The 19,474-nt window shown below is 66.8% G+C and carries 20 protein-coding genes; 10 read left to right on the forward strand and 10 right to left on the reverse strand.

The window, feature by feature from the left end; all coding sequences use genetic code 11:
• Position 1 precedes the first annotated feature (1 nt).
• On the forward strand, positions 2-904 hold the full coding sequence (locus ACZYY4_RS08585; RefSeq protein ID WP_463809415.1) for an aldose 1-epimerase: 903 nt from the start codon (positions 2-4) through the stop codon (positions 902-904).
• 63 nt (positions 905-967) lie between these two features.
• Here ACZYY4_RS08585 and ACZYY4_RS08590 read toward each other — a convergent pair whose 3' ends face one another.
• The 4 genes from ACZYY4_RS08590 to dnaK are packed head-to-tail and all read right to left on the reverse strand — an operon-like array spanning position 968 to position 5,022.
• Positions 968-1,342 (reverse strand): heat shock protein transcriptional repressor HspR, encoded by a 375-nt coding sequence (locus ACZYY4_RS08590; RefSeq protein WP_463809417.1) that lies wholly within the window; start codon positions 1,340-1,342, stop codon positions 968-970.
• Entirely contained in the window at positions 1,339-2,532 is a 1,194-nt protein-coding gene (gene dnaJ / locus ACZYY4_RS08595) for a molecular chaperone DnaJ (protein ID WP_463809419.1), read from the reverse strand. The genes ACZYY4_RS08590 and dnaJ overlap by 4 nt, the downstream gene beginning before the upstream one ends.
• A 22-nt stretch (positions 2,533-2,554) precedes the next feature.
• Complete coding sequence (gene grpE, locus ACZYY4_RS08600; protein WP_463809421.1) at positions 2,555-3,175, reverse strand: nucleotide exchange factor GrpE; 621 nt, start codon at positions 3,173-3,175, stop codon at positions 2,555-2,557.
• Positions 3,172-5,022 (reverse strand): molecular chaperone DnaK, encoded by a 1,851-nt coding sequence (dnaK, locus tag ACZYY4_RS08605; RefSeq protein WP_463809423.1) that lies wholly within the window; start codon positions 5,020-5,022, stop codon positions 3,172-3,174. Before dnaK ends, grpE begins: the two co-directional genes overlap by 4 nt.
• Before the next feature lie 232 nt (positions 5,023-5,254).
• On the opposite strand from dnaK, the gene ACZYY4_RS08610 reads away from it, so the two are divergent.
• Entirely contained in the window at positions 5,255-5,485 is a 231-nt protein-coding gene (locus tag ACZYY4_RS08610) for a type II toxin-antitoxin system Phd/YefM family antitoxin (RefSeq protein ID WP_463809425.1), read from the forward strand.
• Positions 5,482-5,865, forward strand: coding sequence for a type II toxin-antitoxin system VapC family toxin (locus tag ACZYY4_RS08615; protein WP_463809427.1), 384 nt, complete (start codon positions 5,482-5,484; stop codon positions 5,863-5,865). The genes ACZYY4_RS08610 and ACZYY4_RS08615 overlap by 4 nt, the downstream gene beginning before the upstream one ends.
• Positions 5,866-5,885: 20 nt before the next feature.
• Here ACZYY4_RS08615 and ACZYY4_RS08620 read toward each other — a convergent pair whose 3' ends face one another.
• From ACZYY4_RS08620 to ACZYY4_RS08640, 5 genes are read right to left on the reverse strand one after another with little or no spacing between them, the layout of a single operon-like run.
• Complete coding sequence (locus ACZYY4_RS08620) at positions 5,886-6,485, reverse strand: NAD-dependent epimerase/dehydratase family protein (RefSeq protein WP_463809429.1); 600 nt, start codon at positions 6,483-6,485, stop codon at positions 5,886-5,888.
• The gene (locus tag ACZYY4_RS08625; protein WP_463809431.1) at positions 6,482-7,003 is read right to left on the reverse strand and encodes a DUF302 domain-containing protein; all 522 of its coding nucleotides are present in this window, start codon (positions 7,001-7,003) and stop codon (positions 6,482-6,484) included. Before ACZYY4_RS08625 ends, ACZYY4_RS08620 begins: the two co-directional genes overlap by 4 nt.
• On the reverse strand, positions 6,963-7,949 hold the full coding sequence (locus ACZYY4_RS08630) for a nitrilase-related carbon-nitrogen hydrolase (RefSeq protein WP_463809433.1): 987 nt from the start codon (positions 7,947-7,949) through the stop codon (positions 6,963-6,965). The genes ACZYY4_RS08625 and ACZYY4_RS08630 overlap by 41 nt, the downstream gene beginning before the upstream one ends.
• A 14-nt stretch (positions 7,950-7,963) precedes the next feature.
• Positions 7,964-11,533, reverse strand: a complete 3,570-nt coding sequence (gene car, locus ACZYY4_RS08635; RefSeq protein WP_463809435.1) for a carboxylic acid reductase — start codon at positions 11,531-11,533, stop codon at positions 7,964-7,966.
• 11 nt (positions 11,534-11,544) lie between these two features.
• Positions 11,545-12,732, reverse strand: coding sequence for a thiolase family protein (locus ACZYY4_RS08640; protein WP_463809437.1), 1,188 nt, complete (start codon positions 12,730-12,732; stop codon positions 11,545-11,547).
• Between the two features lie 91 nt (positions 12,733-12,823).
• On the opposite strand from ACZYY4_RS08640, the gene ACZYY4_RS08645 reads away from it, so the two are divergent.
• Positions 12,824-13,312: a winged helix-turn-helix transcriptional regulator gene (locus ACZYY4_RS08645; protein ID WP_463809439.1), complete on the forward strand. Its 489-nt coding sequence runs from the start codon at positions 12,824-12,826 to the stop codon at positions 13,310-13,312.
• Positions 13,313-13,378: 66 nt separating this feature from the next.
• Here the strand turns inward: ACZYY4_RS08645 and ACZYY4_RS08650 are convergent, their stop codons facing one another.
• Positions 13,379-15,130: an acyl-CoA dehydrogenase family protein gene (locus ACZYY4_RS08650; RefSeq protein ID WP_463809441.1), complete on the reverse strand. Its 1,752-nt coding sequence runs from the start codon at positions 15,128-15,130 to the stop codon at positions 13,379-13,381.
• 93 nt (positions 15,131-15,223) lie between these two features.
• Between ACZYY4_RS08650 and ACZYY4_RS08655 the strand changes: the two genes are divergently transcribed.
• The 6 genes from ACZYY4_RS08655 to ACZYY4_RS08680 all read left to right on the forward strand — a co-directional run bounded on the left by ACZYY4_RS08655 (position 15,224) and on the right by ACZYY4_RS08680 (position 19,418).
• Positions 15,224-16,699 carry an amino acid permease gene (locus ACZYY4_RS08655; protein WP_463809443.1) on the forward strand — a complete coding sequence of 492 codons (1,476 nt, stop codon included), beginning with the start codon at positions 15,224-15,226 and terminating at the stop codon, positions 16,697-16,699.
• Between the two features lie 15 nt (positions 16,700-16,714).
• Positions 16,715-16,897, forward strand: a complete 183-nt coding sequence (locus tag ACZYY4_RS08660; protein ID WP_463809445.1) for a hypothetical protein — start codon at positions 16,715-16,717, stop codon at positions 16,895-16,897.
• 128 nt (positions 16,898-17,025) lie between these two features.
• Positions 17,026-17,598, forward strand: a complete 573-nt coding sequence (locus ACZYY4_RS08665; RefSeq protein WP_463809447.1) for a hypothetical protein — start codon at positions 17,026-17,028, stop codon at positions 17,596-17,598.
• Positions 17,599-17,645: 47 nt separating this feature from the next.
• The gene (locus ACZYY4_RS08670) at positions 17,646-18,296 is read left to right on the forward strand and encodes a hypothetical protein (RefSeq protein WP_463809449.1); all 651 of its coding nucleotides are present in this window, start codon (positions 17,646-17,648) and stop codon (positions 18,294-18,296) included.
• Between the two features lie 54 nt (positions 18,297-18,350).
• Positions 18,351-18,722, forward strand: a complete 372-nt coding sequence (locus ACZYY4_RS08675) for a DUF3054 domain-containing protein (RefSeq protein ID WP_463809451.1) — start codon at positions 18,351-18,353, stop codon at positions 18,720-18,722.
• Positions 18,723-18,815: 93 nt separating this feature from the next.
• The gene (locus ACZYY4_RS08680) at positions 18,816-19,418 is read left to right on the forward strand and encodes a hypothetical protein (protein WP_463809453.1); all 603 of its coding nucleotides are present in this window, start codon (positions 18,816-18,818) and stop codon (positions 19,416-19,418) included.
• Positions 19,419-19,474 lie beyond the last annotated feature (56 nt).

A 19,474-nucleotide genomic window follows, 5' to 3' on the forward strand; every position in this document is an offset into this window, starting at 1 on the left:
CATGACTGAGTTCAAGGCCTGCACACTGCGTGATCCCTCGTCGGAGCTGACGGCGACGTTCGTCCCGAGCGCCGGGATGATCGGCACCTCACTGTCCGACGGCGGTGTGGAGTTGCTCGGCCAGCGCAGGGGCCTGCAGGCTTATGTCTCCGATTCCAAGACCATGGGCATCCCACTGCTGTATCCGTGGGCGAACCGGTTGAGCGGCAACGGATACCGCGTCCGCGGAACCGAGGTCACGCTCACTCCCGGCACCGGCGGGGTGCACACCGATGAGCACGGCGCCCCGATTCACGGCACGCTGGCCGGAGACCCCGGATGGCGGGTGGGCGAGCAGTCAGAGTCGGCGTTGACCGCCGAACTCGACTTCGGCTCGCGGCCGGAGTTGTTGGCGTCCTTCCCGTTCCCGCACCTGCTGAGCTTGGCCGTCACCCTCGCGGACCACACCCTGACGGTGCGCACCACGGTCACCGCCACCACCGGCGCGGCGGTGCCGCTGTGCTTCGGGTTCCACCCGTATCTGCAGCTGCCCCGCGCGCCCCGGGATCAGTGGCGCATCGAGACGCCGGCTATGCGCTCCCGGCTCATCGACACTCGCGGCATCCCCACCGGGGAGACCCGACCCCACCCGGCAAGCACCGACTTGTTGGGTGCCAAGGTGTTTGACGACGGCTTCGATGAAGTGTCCGCCGGGGCGCTGTTCGCGGTCTCCGGCGCCGGCCGACGTATCGAGGTGCACTTCGACGAGGGGTATCCGGCGGCACAGATCTACGCGCCGGCCACCGAAGACGTGATCTGCTTCGAGCCGATGGCCGCGCCCACCGATGCGCTGCGCCGCGGCGGTTATCGGGTGGCCCGCCCGGGCGAACCCGGCGTGGCCCAGTTCTCCATTCACGTCCCTTGAGCGCGAGCGTGCGCGTCCCCGGCCGACATGCCGACAAAATTGCCGGGTTTACGCACGCTCACGCTAGGGGCGGCGCGGCTTCCAGACCACCACGGCGGTGCTCTTGGGGACCACCGCGATCTCGCGGCGCTGGTTGGCGCGCAACATGTCCAGCTCGGCCGCCATCTCCTTGATCCGCGACTGCAGCGCCTCGACCTGGTTGGTCAGCTCGATGATCCGCTTGATGCCGGCCAGGTTGACGCCCTCGTCGTGCGAGAGCCGCTGTACCTCACGCAACAGATCCACATCTCGCTCCGAGTAGCGGCGTCCACCACCGGAGCTGCGGCCCGGACTGACCAACCCGATCCGGTCATACGTCCGCAGCGTCTGCGCATGCATACCGGCCAGCTCGGCGGCCACCGAGATCAGGAAGGTCCGGGAGTTTTCGGATTTGCTCATGACCGGTTGCCCGCCCATCCGGACCTCGGGTCGAACCCGCTGGACCGCTCCGCTGCCGCATACGCCTCGAGTGCATCCTGCGCGGGGCCCTCCAGATTCGGCGGGACCGCGACCTTCACGGTGACCAGCAGGTCGCCGTTGCCGCCGCCACGCTTGGGCACACCGCGCCCACGCACCCGCAGAATCCGGCCGTCGGCGGTTCCCTTGGGAACACGAACGCCGACTTTGCCGTCCAGCGTCGGCACCGAAAGCGTGGTGCCCAGAGCAAGTTCGGAGAAGCTGACCGGGATGGTGACCGTCAGGTCGTCGCCGTCACGGCTGAAGACCTTGTCCGGGCGCACCCGCACCGTCACGTACAGGTCGCCGGACGGTGCCCCGCGCAGCCCCGCCTCGCCTTGGCCGGCCAGCCGAATCCGTTGGCCGTCTTCGACTCCCGGTGGAATTCGCACGTTGATGGTACGGGTGCGGGCCGCCCGTCCGGTCCCCCTGCACTCGGAGCACGGGTGCTCGATGAGCGACCCGCTGCCGCGGCAGTCGGTACACGGCTCGGAGAAGCCGAAGGCGCCCTGGTTGCTGCTGATCACCCCGGATCCGTTGCAGGACGAGCACACTTTCGGGCTGGTCCCGGGCCGGGCGCCACTGCCGTGGCAGTTGGTGCACGGTGCGGCACTGGTCAGCCGCAGGGGCATCTCCACGCCCTTGGTGGCCTCCAGGAAGCTCAGCTCGGAGTCGGTTTCCAGGTCGTTTCCGCGCCGCGGCCGGCTGGGCCGCTGCTGCGCGCCGCGCCCGAACAGCCCGCCGAAGAGATCGCCGATGTTGGCCCCACCGGTCTGACCGGCGGCGCCGAACAGGTCGTTGAGGTTGAACTCGCTGCCGTCGCCTCCGGTGGAAAACCGATCGAAGTTGCCGCCGCCGAAGCCGGCGCCGCCATTGCGCCGTCCGAACCCGCCGCCGGCGAACAGTCGCCGGGTTTCGTCGTATTCCTTGCGCTTGGCCTCGTCGGACAACACGCTGTAGGCCTCGGACACGGCCTTGAAGCGCTCCGCAGCAGCCGGGTTGTTCGGGTTCTTGTCCGGATGCAGTGCAGACGCCAACTTGCGGTAGGCGCTCTTGACGTCCTTCTCGGTAGCGTCGGAGGCGACGCCCAACTCCTTGTAGAAGTCCTTCTCGACCCATTCACGCTGAGCCATGACGCGTCACCTCCTCACCTGATCAATTCTCGCCGGCTTCTTCGTCTTCGGCTTCGCCGCTGTCCTCGCCGGCGTCCGGAACGGTGTCGACCACTCCGACCATCGCGTGGCGCAACACCTGCTCACCGAGTTTGTAGCCCTGCCGCATCACGGTGCCGATCACCGAACGGGTGCCGTCACCCTCATGCTGGACAGCCTCGTGCAGCAGCGGGTCGAACTCGTCGCCCTCGGCGCCGAACGCCGACAGACCCAGTCCGCTGAGTACGCCGGACAGCTTGTCCGCCACCGCTTTCAACGGCCCGGATTCGAGATCGCCGTGACTGCGGGCGCGGTCCAGGTCATCAAGGATCCCAAGCAGTTCGGTCACCACCGCGCCTTTGGCCCGGTCTACAACGCCCTGCTGATCGCGCAGCGCCCGCTTGCGATAGTTGGCGAAGTCCGCCTGCACCCGCTGCAGGTCGGCGGTCAGTTCCGCGACCTGGTCGACCTCGCCACCGTCGGCGACCGGTTCCGCCGGTGCCGGCCCACTTGGGGCCGGCCCGGCAGAACTCGCGCGCACTTCACCGGTTTCCGGGTCAATGCGGCGCTTGTCGGTCACGGTGATCGTCTCCGGAGTCGGCTCGCGTGATTCGCCTTCGCTCACTTGGGCTCCTCGTCGACCACTTCGGCGTCCACGACGTCGTCGGGGCCGGCGGACGCACCGCCCTCTCCGTCACCGGCGGCCTGCTCGGCCTGGGTGGCCTCGTAGATCGCCTGACCCAGCGCCTGCGATTCGACGCCCAGCTTCTCCATCGCCGACTTGATGGCAGCGATATCGGTGCCTTCCAGCGCCTTCTTGGCCTCACCGATGGCGGCGTCGACCTTGGCGAGGGTGTCCTCGGGAACCTTCGAACCGCCCTCAGCCTCGCGTTGTTCGGTGACGAACTTTTCGGTCTGGTAGACCAGCGACTCGGCCTGGTTGCGAACGTCGGCCTCTTCCCGACGCTTGCGGTCCTCGTCCGCGTGCGCCTCGGCGTCCTTGATCATCCGGTCGATCTCCTCCTGGGAAAGGCCGGAGCCCTCCTGGATCTTGATCGTGTTCTCCTTGCCGGTGCCCTTGTCCTTGGCGGTGACGTGCACGATGCCGTTGGCGTCGATGTCGAAGGTGACCTCGATCTGCGGCACACCGCGCGGAGCCGGCGGGATACCGGTCAGCTCGAAGGAGCCGAGCAGCTTGTTGTGCGAGGCGATCTCGCGCTCACCCTGGAAGACCTGAATCTGCACCGACGGCTGGTTGTCGTCGGCGGTGGTGAAGGTCTCGCTCCGCTTGGTCGGGATGGTGGTGTTGCGCTCGATCAGCTTGGTCATCACCCCACCCTTGGTCTCAATACCAAGCGACAGCGGGGTGACGTCAAGCAGCAGAACGTCTTTCACCTCGCCCTTGAGCACACCGGCCTGCAGCGCGGCACCCACGGCGACAACCTCATCGGGGTTGACACCCTTGTTGGGCTCCTGGCCGCCGGTCAGCTCCTTGACCAGCTCGGTCACCGCGGGCATCCGGGTGGAACCGCCCACCAGCACCACGTGGTCGATGTCGGACACCGGGATTCCGGCGTCCTTGATCACCGACTGGAACGGCTTGCGGGTGCGGTCCAGCAGATCCTGGGTGATCTTCTGAAACTCCGAACGGGTCAGCTGCTCGTCGAGGAACAACGGATTCTTGTCGGCGTCGACGGTGATGTAGGGCAGGTTGATCGAGGTGCTCTGCGAGCTCGACAGCTCGATCTTGGCCTTCTCGGCCGCTTCACGCAGCCGCTGCATCGCCATCTTGTCCTTGGTCAGGTCGATGCCCGAGGTGCCCTTGAACTTGTCGACCAGCCACTCGACGACGCGGTCATCCCAGTCGTCGCCACCGAGGTGGTTGTCACCGGAGGTGGCCCGCACCTCGACCACGCCCTCGCCGATCTCCAGCAGCGAGACGTCGAAGGTGCCGCCGCCGAGGTCGAAGACCAGAATGGTCTGTTCCTTCTGGCCCTTGTCCAGGCCGTAGGCCAATGCGGCCGCGGTCGGCTCGTTGACGATGCGCAGCACGTTCAGCCCGGCGATCTGGCCGGCTTCCTTGGTGGACTGGCGCTGGGCGTCGTTGAAGTAGGCGGGCACGGTGATGACCGCGTCGGTGATGTCCTCACCGAGGTAGGCCTCCGCGTCGCGCTTGAGCTTCATCAGCACGCGGGCGCTGATCTCCTGCGCGGTGTAGTCCTTGCCGTCGATCTCGACTTTCCAGTCGGTGCCCATGTGGCGCTTGACCGAGCGGATGGTGCGGTCGACGTTGGTGACCGCCTGGTTCTTTGCGGGCTGGCCGACCAGTACCTCGCCGTTACGGGCGAACGCGACGACCGACGGGGTGGTGCGCGAGCCCTCCGAGTTGGCTACGACGACGGGATCGCCGCCCTCCAGCACCGAGACGCAAGAGTTGGTGGTCCCGAGGTCGATTCCGACAGCACGAGCCATTGTGGTTTCCTCCCTGATTGACGATTCCCTAGTCTGAGCGGACTGCGCTCAAGGATGCGCTTCCGCGGTCCTGCTGTCAACTCAGACTTGAGTGCTTGTGACTCAACTTATCGAACTGGTCAACGGGCGACGTCGCGCGTTTGTTCCCGGCGGGACGGGAGTGGCCGTCCACATCGGCGGCCGGGGGCCAATGAGGTTAGTCCGACTGGACTAATCAAGGTAGGCTGGCTGCGTGTCCACCGTCAACATCCACGATGCGAAGACGCACTTGTCGAGCCTCCTGGCCCGGGTCGAAAACGGTGAGACGATCACGATCGCGCGTGCTGGCAGGCCGATCGCCGATCTCGTCCCGCATCCGCGCGTCCATATCGCCTTTGGCATCGCCGGCGGGCGGCTCGACTACGACGACGAGCACTTCGACGACGTCGACCCCGCCATCAGCGCCCTGTTCGGAACCGGATGACCGGTCTGCTGCTGGACACTCATGTCCTGCTCTGGCTGCTTGAAGACAGTCCCCGGCTGGGGCCGCAGGCGCGAGACCGGATCACCGGGGGCGAGAGTGTGTTCGTCTCCGCCGCCAGCATGTGGGAGATGTCCATCAAGGCCAACCTCGGCAAGCTCACCCTGCCGCCCGACCTGGAGGGCTTGACCGACCGGTCCGGGCTGCGTGACCTGCCGGTCAGCCGCCGCCACGCGCTGGCAGCAGACCTCGCCGCTCTGCCGCACCGGGACCCGTTCGACGCGATGCTGGTCGCGCAGGCCGCGATCGAGCGCCTGACCCTGCTCACGGCCGACGCGAAACTCCTCAACGCCCTGCCCGGCGCCGTGGACGCAAGACGCTGAACCCAAGGATCATTCAGCAATCAGCCGTCGACGACCGTCACGATGCCCGTCGGCGCGTCGAGGTCCTGCAGGGTTCGCGCGGCGGCGGTGTCGATGTGCACACGGGGCGCCGGAGGAAGTTCTCCCGGGTAGTAGGTGCCGGGCCCGTAGAACAGGCCGTAGCGCAGGACGACGCCGTTGACGGCGAGCACGGCTTCCTCGAGTGCGGCGACCGCGTCTGCTTCCGGGCCGGGGCGCATCGTCCACGCAACGCTTTGGGCAACGAACTTCGTCGGCTTCAGGCCCTCCAACGCGTCGATGAGATTTCGGGTGCCCTCGACCCGTATCCGGGCATTGAGCAGCGACACCTCGGGCAGATCTCCCAGATCGTCGGGAAGATCGGTCAGCTCATGCAGAACCAGGTCGGGCGCAAACCCACGAACGGCGCTCGTCAGGGCCAGCCGGTCGAAGACGTCGCAGACGATCGGTTGGGCTCCCATGGCAGCCAACCTGTCGGCCTTCTCGGCTGATCTCGTCATCGCCCCGACGCTATGGCCCGCCTGCGCCAGCATCGGGACGAGCCGGCTGCCGATGACTCCCGAAGCGCCCGCGAAGAAGATGCGCCTTCCCGCGGGGGTCATGCCGCGACCTTCGCGGCCAGGGCGGCCAACTTGGCATCGAGTTCTTCGGCGGCCGCCAGCAGCGCGGGGTTTTCTTCGATCACCATCAGCGAGGACGGTTTGAGGTAGGTCAAACTGCTGGCGCCGTTCTCCTCGTCGACCAGCAGCAACTCCACCGGAGCGAACAGTCCCGCGGTCACGTCGTGGCGCAACATCGTGATCGCGATCAGCGGGTTGCCGATGATGACGCGCAACACCTTGCGGTCGATGCCTGCCTTCGTGATCCAGCCGCCATGGTCGAAGATCGTGAACAGCATGAATCCGCCTGGGCCGACATGGGATTCGACCTTATTGCGGTACGCGTCCCAGCTGGCGAAGTCCTTGCCGAGGTCGTCGATGGGAACCGGGCGGTCGCCGACCTCGGCGAGCAACGCGGCAACCAGCTCGTCGTAGCTCTTGGTGCTCTCGTAGCGCACCCGCACGCCGGAGAAGCGGGTCTCACGCGGGCAAGACTGCGACACGATCCACCTCCTCGACATCGGCATCCGCGGGTTCTTCGAAACGGTCCCGGACATGCGCACGTGGGGTGCGATCCACCAGCAGGCTCAGCAGATCCGGGCGGCTGTAGTGACCGCGCGAATCCATCTGCGACTTGCGGGCATCGATCAGCGAGAAGTCCAGGTCGGCGATCACCTCGCCCTCACCGAAAAGCAGTGGCTCACCGAGCAGCTCGCCGTGCGGGGTGATGATCGCGGTGAAGCACCCGCCTGAGATCGGACCGATCGGGCACCCGGTGTCCGCCATGATCCGCGCCTGTTGATCGGCATCCAGCCAGGCGGTGGCGTTCACGACGAAGGCGGCCGACTCCAGGGCATGATTGCGCATGCTGATCTCGACCTGTTGGGTGAACAGTTCACCGGCAAACGATCCCGGCCACATCCCTGCGTGGATCTGCTCGCCGTCGGCGATCAAGGCGTAGCGGGCCAGCGGGATGTAGTGCTCCCAGCAGGCCAGCTGGCCGACCCGGCCGACCGCGCTGTCGACGGCACGCAGCCCGCTGCCATCGCCCTGCCCCCAGATCATCCGTTCGTGATAGGTCGGCATGATCTTGCGCCGGCGCTGCAGCAGGCTGCCGTCGGCGTCGAACAGCAGCTGCGTGTTGTACAGCGAGCCGCCGTCGCGCTCGCTGACACCGATGGAGACCACCATTTCGGCTTGCCTAGCCGCGGCTGCGATCGCATCGACCTCGGGCGACGGGATCGTCACGGCCTGCTCCATCAAGGTGAGGTGTTGCGGGCGCATCTCGAAGGGGCGCTGCACGAACGAGAAGTACGGGTAGTACGGGATCACCGTTTCGGGAAAGACCGCGAATTGCACACCTTGGCGTGACAGCTGCTCGATCTTGGCCACCACCCGTGCGACGGTCCCTTCCCGGCTGTAGAGGACCGGGCTGATCTGCACGGCGGCGGCTCGAATCTGATTCATTTTCGGCGTCCTTTCTATTGTGTCTCAACGATTGTCGAACTGCCGGCCGGCAGCACGCCGAGGTGTTTCAGATCCGCGACGTACTTTTCGATCAGTTCTGGCGACAGCTGCGGGATGTCCTCGCCGTCACCGAGTTGCGCGTCCTGGACCGCGGCGCGGAAGGCCGCCGTCGGCGCCGGGGCGCCGCGCAGCGGTTGCTGCGGTTTCCGGTAGGCGTCCAGCAGCGGCAGCACGCTGTGCCGGCGCAGCTTTTCCGGAAGCAACCGCAACGCCGTTTCGAAGCGCGCCAACCATGCGTCGTAGTCATCGATGCGATCGATCGGTTGACCGGCATCGCCGAGCCAATCGGCAAAGGTGTCCAACGAGATACCGTCGTCGTGGGGGTTCATCACGTCGAAGGATCGGAATCCGCCGGCGCCGCGCGCGCCCAGGACCGCAATCGCCTCGGCGACGAAATCAACCGGCAAGCCGCTGTAGTGCGCGCGCGGCCGCTCACCGGAGGGCCCGGTCTCGTAGAAAGACCGTGGCGCGAGGCCTGTGACAAGCAGGCTGAAGACCAGTCGGGTGAACGCGTCGGGGACGTTGAGCTGTCCGGTAAAGCGGCGGTGCGCGAGGATCATGTCCGATCGGAAGACCGTCACCGGCAGCGCGCAGTGGTCAAACGCCTGCCGCAGCAACACCTCCCCAGCCCACTTACTGTTGGCGTAGCCGCTGGCGTAGCCGTCGCCGATAGCCCGGACCGGGTTGATCTCGCGGATGTCGCCGTCCTCGGTGAAGGCGGCCGGGTCGACCGTCATGGCAACAGCCACCGTCGACAGGAACGTGATCGGCTTGATCCGGGTGGTGATCGCCAGCCGGATCACCTCCGCGGTGCCGACGACGTTCGGGCCGAACAGCTGCTCATAGGGCAGTACGTGGTTGACCAGGGCGGCCGCGTGCACGATCAGATCCACGCTGCGCCCCAGCCGGCTCCAGGTGGCCTCGTCCAGCCCGAGGTCGGGTTCACCGATGTCGCCGGCAATGACCTCGAGATGCTCGGCCGCCAGCGCACGGAAACGCCGCCGCAGCCCGTCGTCGCCGCTGTCGAACATCTGCTCCAGGCGCACCCACGCCGCCGCGTCGTCGCTGCCGCGCACGATGCAGATCAGTGTGCCGCCGGTCTGAGAGAGCCTTTCCAGCCACTGCAAGGCGATGAACCGGCCGAGATAGCCGTTGGCGCCGGTGAGCAGCACGGTGCGCGGCTCGCCGGTGACGTGCGGACGCGTCAGCGCCTCGGCCAGCGTCGTGGCATCGATGAATTTGTCCAGGGTCACCTCGCTCGCCCGTAACGTCGCCGCGTCGGGCCCGTGCACCGTGGCGCTTGTGGGGCGCGTTGAAGCGCCTCCCTGTTGCGCCACCACGTGGTTCGCCAGCTGCTCGAGGGTGGACGTGGGGCTGATGATGACTCCCACGGGCACGTCGACTCGGAAGACGTCGTGCAGCAGCTCCGAGAACGTCAGGGCGGACAGCGAGTCGCCGCCAAGATCGGTGAAGTGGGCGTCCGGGTCCACGTCGACGCCCGCGGAGCCGAGTACCGCGACCGCGGCCCGGCGCACGGTGTCGAGCACCGGCTGGTCGGTCGCGGAGTTGCGCAGCGCATGCAGTTCGTCCGCCTGCGCCAGCTCGATATCGGTGTAGAGCTGCTCGAGTCGCCGGCCGTAGCGCGCTGTGAGCGCGGGGCGCAACAGCTTCCCGACGCCCGAGACGAGGCCGGCTGCGGCGGTGAAGGGTGCTGTCTCGATCAGGAAGTCGACCGGGACCTCATAAGACTGCAGCTCGGCCGCTTTGGCGGTCTGCCGCAGCGAATCGCGGAGCACGGCCTTCAGCTCGCCGGCGTCGTCGGCGAATTGCTCACGAACCTGGGGTGTCGGAACGATCACCGCGAGCAGGTACGAGCGTTCGCTGTTGCCGTAGACGAATATCTGGCCCACCCCGGGTGCCGCGGCGAAAACCGCATCCAAGCGCGCGACCGCGACGAACTCACCCTGCGCGAGCTTGAGCACGTTTCGGCTGCGGTCGACGTAGGCCAACCGGTCCGGTGCCAGCTCGGCCATCACATCACCGGTGCGGTAGTAGCCGTCGTTGTCGAAGACCTCGGCAGTGACGTCGGGGCGCTTGAAATACCCCATCGTGGCGGTCGCCGATTTGATCAGCAGTTCACCGCGCGGATGCGGCCGGTCGGTGGTGAAGTACCCGAGTTCGGGGACGTCGACGAGCTTGTAGTCCAGCACCGGCGGCCGAAGGATGGCGCCGTCCCGGGTGACCCCGCCGACCTCGGTCAAGCCGTAGCCGTCGGAGAGGTGCACCTGCAGTGCCGAATCGAGAAACGCCGCCATCGCCGGGGCCAGCGGCGCGGTACCGACGAACCCGCCCAGCACCCGGCCGCCGAGCAGGCCGTCGCGTAATTCCGCTGCCGCCTCGGCCGCCGCGGCCTCGGGGGTGGCGCCGCCGGCGATCAATCCGGCCACCGCGCTGCGGTGGCGCTGGTAGAGCATGTCGATCACTCTGGGTACCAGCGGAAGCTCGGTGGGGCGCACCAGTGACCAGTCGTCGAACAGCGTCGACAGGTCGGGCTCGGCTACGAAATAGCTTGTGCCGCCGGCTATGAACGACGAGACCAGCGGCAGCCGGCCGCCGAGGTGGTTGAGCGGCATGAAGTTGACGTTGAACACCGGTGTCTCCGACGACGAGAGAAACGTTGACGCCGCCGTCCACAGCTTCGTGAGCGTCCGTTCGGAGTGCATGGCGCCCTTCGGTGCGCCGGTACTGCCCGAGGTGTAGAGAATCATCGCCAGCCGCTCGTCGGTGCCTGCGGTGAAGAGCGGCTCGGGCGGCAGCGCGCGGCCGCGCTGAACTACGTCGTCGAGCGTCTCGACGACGACCGGGACGCCGGCGCCGCGGATGCGCTCGCGAGCCCGTGCCAGCGCCTCCCGGTGCGCATCGAGTTCCGGCTGATGGTCGAAGATCAGCACGTGGCGCAGCGACGGGCTGTCCAATGCCGATTCCAGCGTAAGCTCCAGGTATGCGGCGCCCACCGCCACCACCCGCGGCTGCACCTCGGTGACGATCGACCTCAGCTGCGATGCAGAAGCGGTGTGCTGCAACGGCACCGACACCAGGCCGAGATAGGCGCAGGCCAGGTCGATGGTCAGATAGTCCGCACTGGCGAAACCGATGGTGGCGACGAAATCGCCGGGCTGCAGGGGATCGCTGTGGTGGTGGCGCCAGCCGGCGGCGATCGCCCCCGCTTGCGCCCACAGCTGCCGATAGCTGATCGTCTCGAACCGGGGCAACAGCCGCGCCGTGGTGCGGCCCGTCGCGGAATCGGTCACCAGCTCACGGGCGCGCTCACCGACGGCCGGGCGCTCCGCATAGCCGCCGGCCAATGTCTGCAACACCTCAGCGAGTCGCAAGCCAGGCCGGCGTGCCGCCGCGATGACGTCGGGGTCCGGTTGCGCTGCCTGGAATTGGGCGTCGGTGGCGTAGAGGTCGGCGACGCGACGGGCCAGTCGCTCGGTGCCGGAGGCGTTCGGTTCGGTGCTCATGACGGCCCCGTCTAGCCCAGGCGCTCGATGATGGTGGCGTTGGCCATGCCGCCGCCCTCGCACATCGTCTGCAGGCCGAAGCGTTTCCCGCTGTGCTGCAACGCGTTTACCAGGGTGGTCATCAGGCGTGCGCCGCTGGCGCCCAACGGATGCCCGATCGCGATGGCGCCGCCGTTGACGTTCGTCTTCGCCAGCTCCGCGCCGGTTTTCTTCGCCCAGGCCAGCACCACCGGGGCGAAGGCCTCGTTGACCTCGAACAGGTCGATATCTGCCAGGTTCAAACCGGCGCGCCGCAACACTTTCTCGGTGGCCGGGATCACCCCGGTGAGCATGTAGAGCGGGTCGGACCCGACGACGGTGGTGGTGTGGATACGTGCCAGTGGCCGCAGGCCCATCTTCTTGGCGGCTTCGCCGCTGGTGATCAGCAGCGCTGCACTGCCGTCGGACAGCGGGGACGAGTTGCCGGCGGTGATCTCCCAATTGATTTGCGGGAAACGGGCTTTTACCGCTTCGTCGTAGAACGCCGGGCGCAACGACGCCAACGTCTCCACGGTGGTGCCGGGCCGGATGATCTCGTCGGTGGTCAGGCCTGCGATCGGGGCGAGCTCGTCGTCGAAGAGTCCTTCCTTGGTTGCCCGCGCCGCCTTCTCGTGGCTGGCGGCGGAGAACTCGTCGAGCTCGGCACGGGAGAAACCCCACCGGGCGGCGATCAACTCGGCGCTGATGCCCTGCGGCACCAGCCCTTCGGGGTACCGGTGCGTCATGTCCGCGCCGAACGGATTGCTGCCCGGCAACACCGAGCTGCCCATCGGGACGCGGCTCATCGACTCCACCCCGGCCGCGATGACGACGTCATAGGCACCGGCCAGTACGCCCTGGGCCGCAAAGCTGATCGCCTGCTGACTGCTGCCGCATTGCCGGTCGATGGTGGTGCCGGGAACCGATTCGGGAAACCCCGCTCCCAACAAAGCATTACGGCCGATGTTGACGGCCTGATCGCCCACCTGTGTGACGGCACCGGCGATCACGTCGTCCACCTGCATCGGATCGATCCCCGTTCTCAGCACCAATTCCCGCAAGCTGTGCGCCAGCAGATCGGCGGGCAGGACTTCGTGCAATGCGCCACCCGGCTTGCCCTTGCCGATCGGTGTGCGAACCGCGCCGACGATGACGGCGTCGCGGCCTTGGTATCCGGTCATCGCGAACTCTCCTGCCCTCTGAGTATGGTCACCTATACTCAGATATACACCCTGGGTATAGTAGAGTCAACTCAGGAATGAGGTGATCGAGATGACTTTTCTGCAGGGGCCCCTCGCCGACCGCGATTCCTGGTCGGCGGTCGGTGAGTGTCCGGTCGAAAAGACCATGGCAGTCGTCGGCACCAAGTCCGCGATGCTGGTCATGCGGGAGGCCTACTACGGCACCACCCGCTTCGACGACTTCGCCCAGCGGGTGGGCATCACCAAGGCGGCGACCGCCACCCGGCTGGCCGAACTCGTCGACCTCGGCTTACTGGCTCGGCAGCCCTACCGTGAGCCGGGCCAGCGCAGCCGCAACGAATACGTCCTGACCGAGGCCGGAATCGATTTCATGCCGGTGGTCTGGGCGATGTTTCAGTGGGGGCAACGCCACTTGCCCAACCGCGGGCGGGTACGTCTGACCCACCTGGGCTGCGGGACCGACGCGTCGGTCGAGATCCGCTGCGCGGCAGGTCACCGCGTCGAGCCCGGGGAGCTGGGCGCCCGGTTGGTCAAGCCGGGATCCGCCACGAACTCGTGACCAAGGGCCTTCTCGCTGGCTGTGGAAGCTGAACTCCAGGCTGTTCGGCCGAGCAAAAAGCTTCTCCTATGGCCGCATCTCGTACGCCCCGTCATAAGCCTTCACCTGCGCCCAGACCCGGTCGAAGCGGCGCGCGTCGACGACCGGTTTGCGCACCGCCGACAACGCCCAATCCTGCTGCGCTGGAGTCGAACTCGCCTTTCCGTGCAGAGCAATCGCATGTGCGGAGAAGTCTCGGATCGCAACATCGAAGATCTGATCCAGAAGATCGCGATCCAGGTCGATCAGGTGGGCCTGCTCGAGAATCAACTGGCCGTACACGACCAGGGTGAACAAGTGTCCAACCACCAGCATGAAGTCCAGGTCACGCTGCTGGTCTGCGTCCGGCGCGGCGGTGGACAGCAGTTCCTTGAGCGCGGTGGCCTGTTCGTAGAAGCGGGCGACATTGGGCAGGTCGAGAGCTTTCTCGTACACCGGCGTCCAGTCGGCGAACTGCACCTTCGAGGCGCCCCGCGCCGGCCCCTGCGCCCAGAAGAACACGTCGTCGGCCGCATCGTCGCGGGTACCGACCTCGGGGTATCCGGCGGGTGCAACAGGATTGAACAGGTAATTCGGCATGAATTTCAGGATCTGCGCAACGTTGACGTGCACGGTCCCCTCCAGCCGCGGCAGACACCCGATCAGCCGCGCGACCTCGGCGAAGTAGGTGTTCTTCTCGAAACTCTTCGCGGCGAGGACGTCTTGCAGCAGGGTGATCACCGTTTCACCCTCAGAGGTGACCTTGGACTTGGTGACCGGATTGAACAGCAGGTAGCGCCGATCATCGCGGCTGGCGCTGCGGAAGTAGTCGATCCCGCGGTCACTGAACAGCTTCATCGCGATCAACCGGGCGTAGGCGTCGACGAAACTGGCGCGCACGTGGCCGAAGTCGGTGACCGGGTTGCCGTACAGCACGCGATTGTTGGCGTGGGTGATCGCCTCGTAGAACGCGTGCTCGCACATCCCGATCGACGCGGTGCACAGGTTGAATTTGCCGACGTTAACGGTGTTGAGTGCGGCCGAGAACGCGTCCGGCCCGGTGCACAGGATGTCCTCCTCGCGCACCGGGTAATCGATCAACTCGAAGTTGCTCACATACATCTGGCCGTGCACGACGTTGCCGATCAGCCGGTAATCGTCATGACCGCTGTCGGCGACAAACCACACATAGCCGTCGGCGCCGTCGACGTCGGCACGGCGGGAGAACACCGACACCATGCCGGCCACGTTGCCGTTGCCGATGTAGTACTTCTGCCCCGACGCCCGAAATGCCACTCCCTCGGCGTCGCCGTCGCCTGCGGGGGTCAGGAGCATGTCGGTGTTGTAGATGTCCGCGCCATGCTCACGCTCGGAGAGCCCGAAGGCCATCACGCCGCCCGACTCGAGTTGGGCGGCCGCACGCTTCTTGGCTTCAATGTTGTCGCTCTGCCAGATCGGCCCAAGTCCGAGGATCGTGACCTGCTCGGCGTACCAATACGCCAGTCCGTAGAACCCGAAGATCTCGCTAAGCGCGGCATTTCGCGAGGTGTCCCAGCGCTTGTTCGGGTCGCCGCCGCCATATTCCGATGGTGTGAGGAAGGTCGCGAAGATCCGTTCCCGCTTGATGAATTCCAGAAAGTCCGCGACCCAGACCGCGTCTATATCGTCGGCGAGCAGCTTGGCCTTGCCGCGGTCCTCGAACCAGGTGATCAACGTCCGCAGTTGGCGTCGCGTCTCGGGATCGAACTGCATCGGGTCATAGCCGCGCGGATTGAACAACAGCCCGCTGGAATTCGCCATGGCGTACCCTCTCGTCGCCGGTACCGTGTCCGAATTTAGCAGCGAGCGGTCGGCGCGATCCTGAAATCGATCCGCGTCGGTTACCCTGCACCGATGTCACAGGCCCCCGATCCCCACCTGGTTTCGCCGGCCGTCCTGGCCCGCGAGGACGAGGGCTACCGCAAGGATCTCCATCCTCGCCAGGTACAGATGATCGCAATCGGCGGAGCGATCGGCACGGGGCTGTTTCTGGGCGCCGGCCGGCGCCTGCACGAGGCCGGCCCGAGTTTGTTTCTGGTCTACGGCATCTGCGGCGTCTTCGTGTTCTTCATCCTTCGGGCGCTCGGCGAGCTGGTCCTGCACCGCCCCACGTCGGGGTCGTTCGTGTCCTATGCCCGCGAGTTCTTCGGGGAGAAGACAGCTTTTGCGGTCGGCTGGTTGTACTTCGTGAACTGGTCGATGACCGGCATCGTCGACACCACGGCGATCGCGACGTATTTCTACTACTGGGGCGGGTTCCACGTCATGCCGCAGTGGACGTTGGCGTTGATCGCGCTGGTGGCAGTGGTGTCGATGAACCTGATCTCGGTGAAGCTCTTCGGCGAGCTGGAGTTCTGGGCCGCGCTGATCAAGGTGGTGGCCCTGTTGACATTCCTGGTCGTCGGCACCGTCTTCTTGGGCGGGCGCTACCAGCTCGACGGCCAGAGCACCGGCCTGCACCTGTGGACCGACAACGGCGGCTTCCTTCCCACCGGCCTGCTGCCGCTGGTCTTGGTGACCTCTGGGGTGGTGTTCTCCTACGCCGCGGTCGAACTGGTCGGGACCGCGGCCGGCGAGACCGCCGAGCCCGAGAAGATCATGCCGCGCGCGATCAACTCGGTGATCGCCCGTATCGGCATCTTCTACGTCGGTTCGGTGGTGCTGCTGGCGTTGCTGCTGCCCTACACCGCCTACAAGCATGGCGAGAGCCCGTTCGTCACGTTCTTCGCCAAGCTCGGGTTCACCGGCGCCGGCAGCCTGATGAACCTGGTGGTGCTCACCGCGGCGTTTTCCAGCCTCAACGCCGGGCTGTACTCCACCGGGCGGATCCTGCGATCGATGGCGGTCAACGGTAGCGGGCCGAAGTTCACCGCACCGTTGTCCAGGAACGGCGTGCCCTACGGGGGCATCCTGCTGACCGGCATGATCGGCCTGCTCGGTGTCGCGCTCAACGCCGTCGTTCCGGAGCATGCCTTCGAAATCGTGCTCAATATCGCCGCGTTGGGCGTGATAACGGCGTGGGCGACGATTGTGGCCTGCCAGCTGCGGTTCTTCGCGTTGACCAAGACCGGCGAGCTGCGACGGCCGGCATTCCGGATGCCGCTGGCTCCCTACAGCGGATACGCCACTTTGGCGTTTTTGGCCGCCGTTCTGGTGCTGATGATGTTCGACCCCGAATACGGCATCTGGATCCGCACCGCGGTGTGCATCGGCGCACCGGCACTGTTCCTCGGCTGGTATCTGGTGCGCGGGCGAGTGCAGTCCGCGCTCTCCCCCGCAGTCCCCGAGCAGTCGCCGACTGTGGTCGCGCAGCCGGATCCGGACGAGTAGGAGGCCCGAAAACACATGGCCGACAAGCGATATGCAGCCAAGCCCCCGCTCTACGGAATGGTGCTGATCTTCTGCGCCATCGCGATCGTGGCGGTCACCGCCTACCTGCACGCCGGCTGGTGGTCGGTGCTCGGGTACGGGCTCGCGGCGGTTACCGCCGCCGCCGGCGGGGTGTTGGCATTCCGGGACTTTTCCTAGCCCCGCGCCTGCTCGCCGAACTGCGAGGACGGCCACGCCGAGTTGATCCGCCGGAACGCGCGTCACTGCAGCCACTCGCGTCACAGAATGCGTAGGCTGAATGCCAATCTATGTCGCAGGGGATTTGAGTGCAGGTACCGGATCAGGTGAGAACGAAGGCAATCGGTGGGCGGCTGACGCTGGCCGCTGTTCTGCTGCTGGCCGGTTGCACTTCCACCATCGACGGCAACCCCACCGCGGCTCCCGGCGGCGGCGGGCCGGCCGAGCCGTCGTTTCGGACCCCCCAACCCACCACGGCGCCGCCGAGCACCCCGGCCCCAACCAAGCCGCCTCCCTCGAGCACCCCGAACAGGCCGGGCGGCGCCGTTCTACCGCCCGACGAGAACGGTTACGTCTTCATCGAGACGAAGTCCGGTAGGACCCGCTGCCAGATCTCGAAGCGGCAGGTCGGCTGCGAGGCGGAGTTCACCAACAGCCCACGCAAGGACGGCGAGCAGGCCAACGGCGTCAGCGTCAGTTCCGACGGCACCGTGCAGTGGGTTCTGGGCAACTTGGGCGACATCCCGGTAGTCACCATCGACTACCTGACCTACCAGGCTCAGGGCTGGAAGATCGAAGCCGATATCGACGGCACCCGATTCACCAATGACCGCACCGGACACGGCATGTTCGTCAGTATCGACAACGTCGAGACGTTCTGACCTGTCTCCCAGCTCACCCATCACCGGTTTCCATTACGATCGCTGGAATGGCGCGCTTCGGATCTTCAGACGGCTCCGGCAAACCCGGGGACGACCCAACCCGATCCACCCAGTACGGCCAGCGCGGGCCTCAACCGCCCGGGCCGCAGCCGGCCCCGTTCGGTCCCCCCGGCCCGACGCACAACCCCGCTGACCCGCGATACCAGCCCGGAAACGCACCGACCCAGTACAACCCTGCTTACAACCAGTTCGAACAGCAGCCTCCCACGGACCCGGACACCGCGGACTTCGCCGCGGCAACAACGACGCCCTGGTTTCGCCGACGGTCGGTGCTGATCGCCTGGTTCGGGCTCATCGCGCTGATGCTCGCGCTGGTGATCTGGGGCATCGTCGAGCTGACCAGCCGAGGGCCCGGGGGCGGCGGCACCGCGCCGGCGAGCAGCTCGTCGAGCACCACCAGCTCGAGCAGTACGACCAGCTCGACCAGCACCTCTGCCAGCGCGAGCAGCACCACCGCCGCACCGGCCCCGTCCGGGCAGGCACCGCCGCAACAACCACCGCCACGGCAGGCACCGGTACCCGGCGACACTCATCACCATCACCCGCGCCTGCCGTCGCTGCCGTCGGTGATCACCATCCCGCCGGTGCCCAGGGTTCCTGAGCTGCCGACGGTGATCACCATCCCGCCGCACCGGTAGACCGCTGGCGGCCAGCGGCGTTCGCACCCTGCGCCGGCCCGGTACGCTCGCCGCATGCAACCACGGCGCGGGCCGGCCTGGCTCGGCATCGATGTTGTGGCCGTTCTGATTTTCTGCGCGCTCGGCCGGCGCAGTCACGACGAGGGCGCCGATATCAGCGGCTTGGCAGCCGCGGCCTGGCCGTTTCTGAGCGGTACGGCGCTGGGCTGGCTGTTGTCCCGCGGCTGGCGCAGGCCTACGGCCCTGGTTCCCACCGGGGTGGTCGTCTGGATCTCGACCGTACTGGTCGGCATGGCCTTGCGTGCAGCGACGTCTGCAGGCGTGGCGTGGGCTTTCGTCGTGGTCGCATCGACGGTGACCGCCGCGTTCCTGCTCGGCTGGCGAGCTGTGTTCGAGTTTGTCGCGCGACGCCGCTCGGAGGGCTGACGCGCTTCGGCCCGCCGCGTCGGGAGACGGCACAGCTACTCGTCAGGTGCGGGCGCGGCGTTTCGTCAGCCGCGGCACCTACCATCGGTGCGCGTGGACCGAACGCCGGACGACCCGAATGACGAACCGACCCAGATGGCCGACTACGACTATCGCGGGGGCGGCAACTATGGCGAGCCGGCCGGTTACTACAGCGAATACCGCGAGCCCAGCGAGCCCAGCGGACCGCAGCCCGGCTGGTCCGAACCACCCGAGCCGCCGGCGACCCCCTGGTATCTCAAGCCGCTCGCACTGATCGGCTGGGGTGTGCTGACGGCGCTGCTGATCGCCGCACTGGTGTGGGGGATGGTCCGGCTGGTGAACAAGGAATCCGGTCCCAGCACACCGGCCACGACGTCGGTCACCTCCACCACGGTGGCGCCCACCGATTCACCGACCGCGCCGAACCCCGCGCCGGTCGCGCCCGAAACCACCACCGGCGAAGGCCCGGCCACGACGACCGAGCAGACCACGACCGCTCCGACCACCACAACGGCCCCGACGACCACAACGGCGCCAACCACCACTGAACCGCCGACCACCACCGCTCCAACCACCACCCAGGCGCCCACCACCACAACCGCGGCTCCGCCGACCACGACCGCGGCGGCACAACCGCCCTCGGAAATCGTCATCCCGCTGCCGCCCGGGCTATGAGGCGTCAATAGCCGTCACGGACCGAGAAAGCCCGTCCGAACGCTCGCCAGCCGATA

Source organism: Mycobacterium sp. IDUB_21 (genome assembly GCF_055419425.1).

What these genes read in the sequence shown, in the direction of transcription:
- ACZYY4_RS08590 (WP_463809417.1), bottom strand. Translation starts at nt 1,342, where the DNA reads ATGAGCAAATCCGAAAACTCCCGGACCTTCCTGATCTCGGTGGCCGCC.
- ACZYY4_RS08585 (WP_463809415.1), top strand. Translation starts at nt 2, where the DNA reads ATGACTGAGTTCAAGGCCTGCACACTGCGTGATCCCTCGTCGGAGCTG.
- ACZYY4_RS08655 (WP_463809443.1), top strand. Translation starts at nt 15,224, where the DNA reads ATGTCACAGGCCCCCGATCCCCACCTGGTTTCGCCGGCCGTCCTGGCC.
- ACZYY4_RS08615 (WP_463809427.1), top strand. Translation starts at nt 5,482, where the DNA reads ATGACCGGTCTGCTGCTGGACACTCATGTCCTGCTCTGGCTGCTTGAA.
- ACZYY4_RS08675 (WP_463809451.1), top strand. Translation starts at nt 18,351, where the DNA reads ATGCAACCACGGCGCGGGCCGGCCTGGCTCGGCATCGATGTTGTGGCC.
- dnaJ (WP_463809419.1), bottom strand. Translation starts at nt 2,532, where the DNA reads ATGGCTCAGCGTGAATGGGTCGAGAAGGACTTCTACAAGGAGTTGGGC.
- ACZYY4_RS08620 (WP_463809429.1), bottom strand. Translation starts at nt 6,485, where the DNA reads ATGACCCCCGCGGGAAGGCGCATCTTCTTCGCGGGCGCTTCGGGAGTC.
- ACZYY4_RS08645 (WP_463809439.1), top strand. Translation starts at nt 12,824, where the DNA reads ATGACTTTTCTGCAGGGGCCCCTCGCCGACCGCGATTCCTGGTCGGCG.
- ACZYY4_RS08660 (WP_463809445.1), top strand. Translation starts at nt 16,715, where the DNA reads ATGGCCGACAAGCGATATGCAGCCAAGCCCCCGCTCTACGGAATGGTG.
- car (WP_463809435.1), bottom strand. Translation starts at nt 11,533, where the DNA reads ATGAGCACCGAACCGAACGCCTCCGGCACCGAGCGACTGGCCCGTCGC.
- ACZYY4_RS08650 (WP_463809441.1), bottom strand. Translation starts at nt 15,130, where the DNA reads ATGGCGAATTCCAGCGGGCTGTTGTTCAATCCGCGCGGCTATGACCCG.
- ACZYY4_RS08640 (WP_463809437.1), bottom strand. Translation starts at nt 12,732, where the DNA reads ATGACCGGATACCAAGGCCGCGACGCCGTCATCGTCGGCGCGGTTCGC.
- ACZYY4_RS08630 (WP_463809433.1), bottom strand. Translation starts at nt 7,949, where the DNA reads ATGAATCAGATTCGAGCCGCCGCCGTGCAGATCAGCCCGGTCCTCTAC.
- ACZYY4_RS08670 (WP_463809449.1), top strand. Translation starts at nt 17,646, where the DNA reads ATGGCGCGCTTCGGATCTTCAGACGGCTCCGGCAAACCCGGGGACGAC.
- ACZYY4_RS08625 (WP_463809431.1), bottom strand. Translation starts at nt 7,003, where the DNA reads ATGTCGAGGAGGTGGATCGTGTCGCAGTCTTGCCCGCGTGAGACCCGC.
- dnaK (WP_463809423.1), bottom strand. Translation starts at nt 5,022, where the DNA reads ATGGCTCGTGCTGTCGGAATCGACCTCGGGACCACCAACTCTTGCGTC.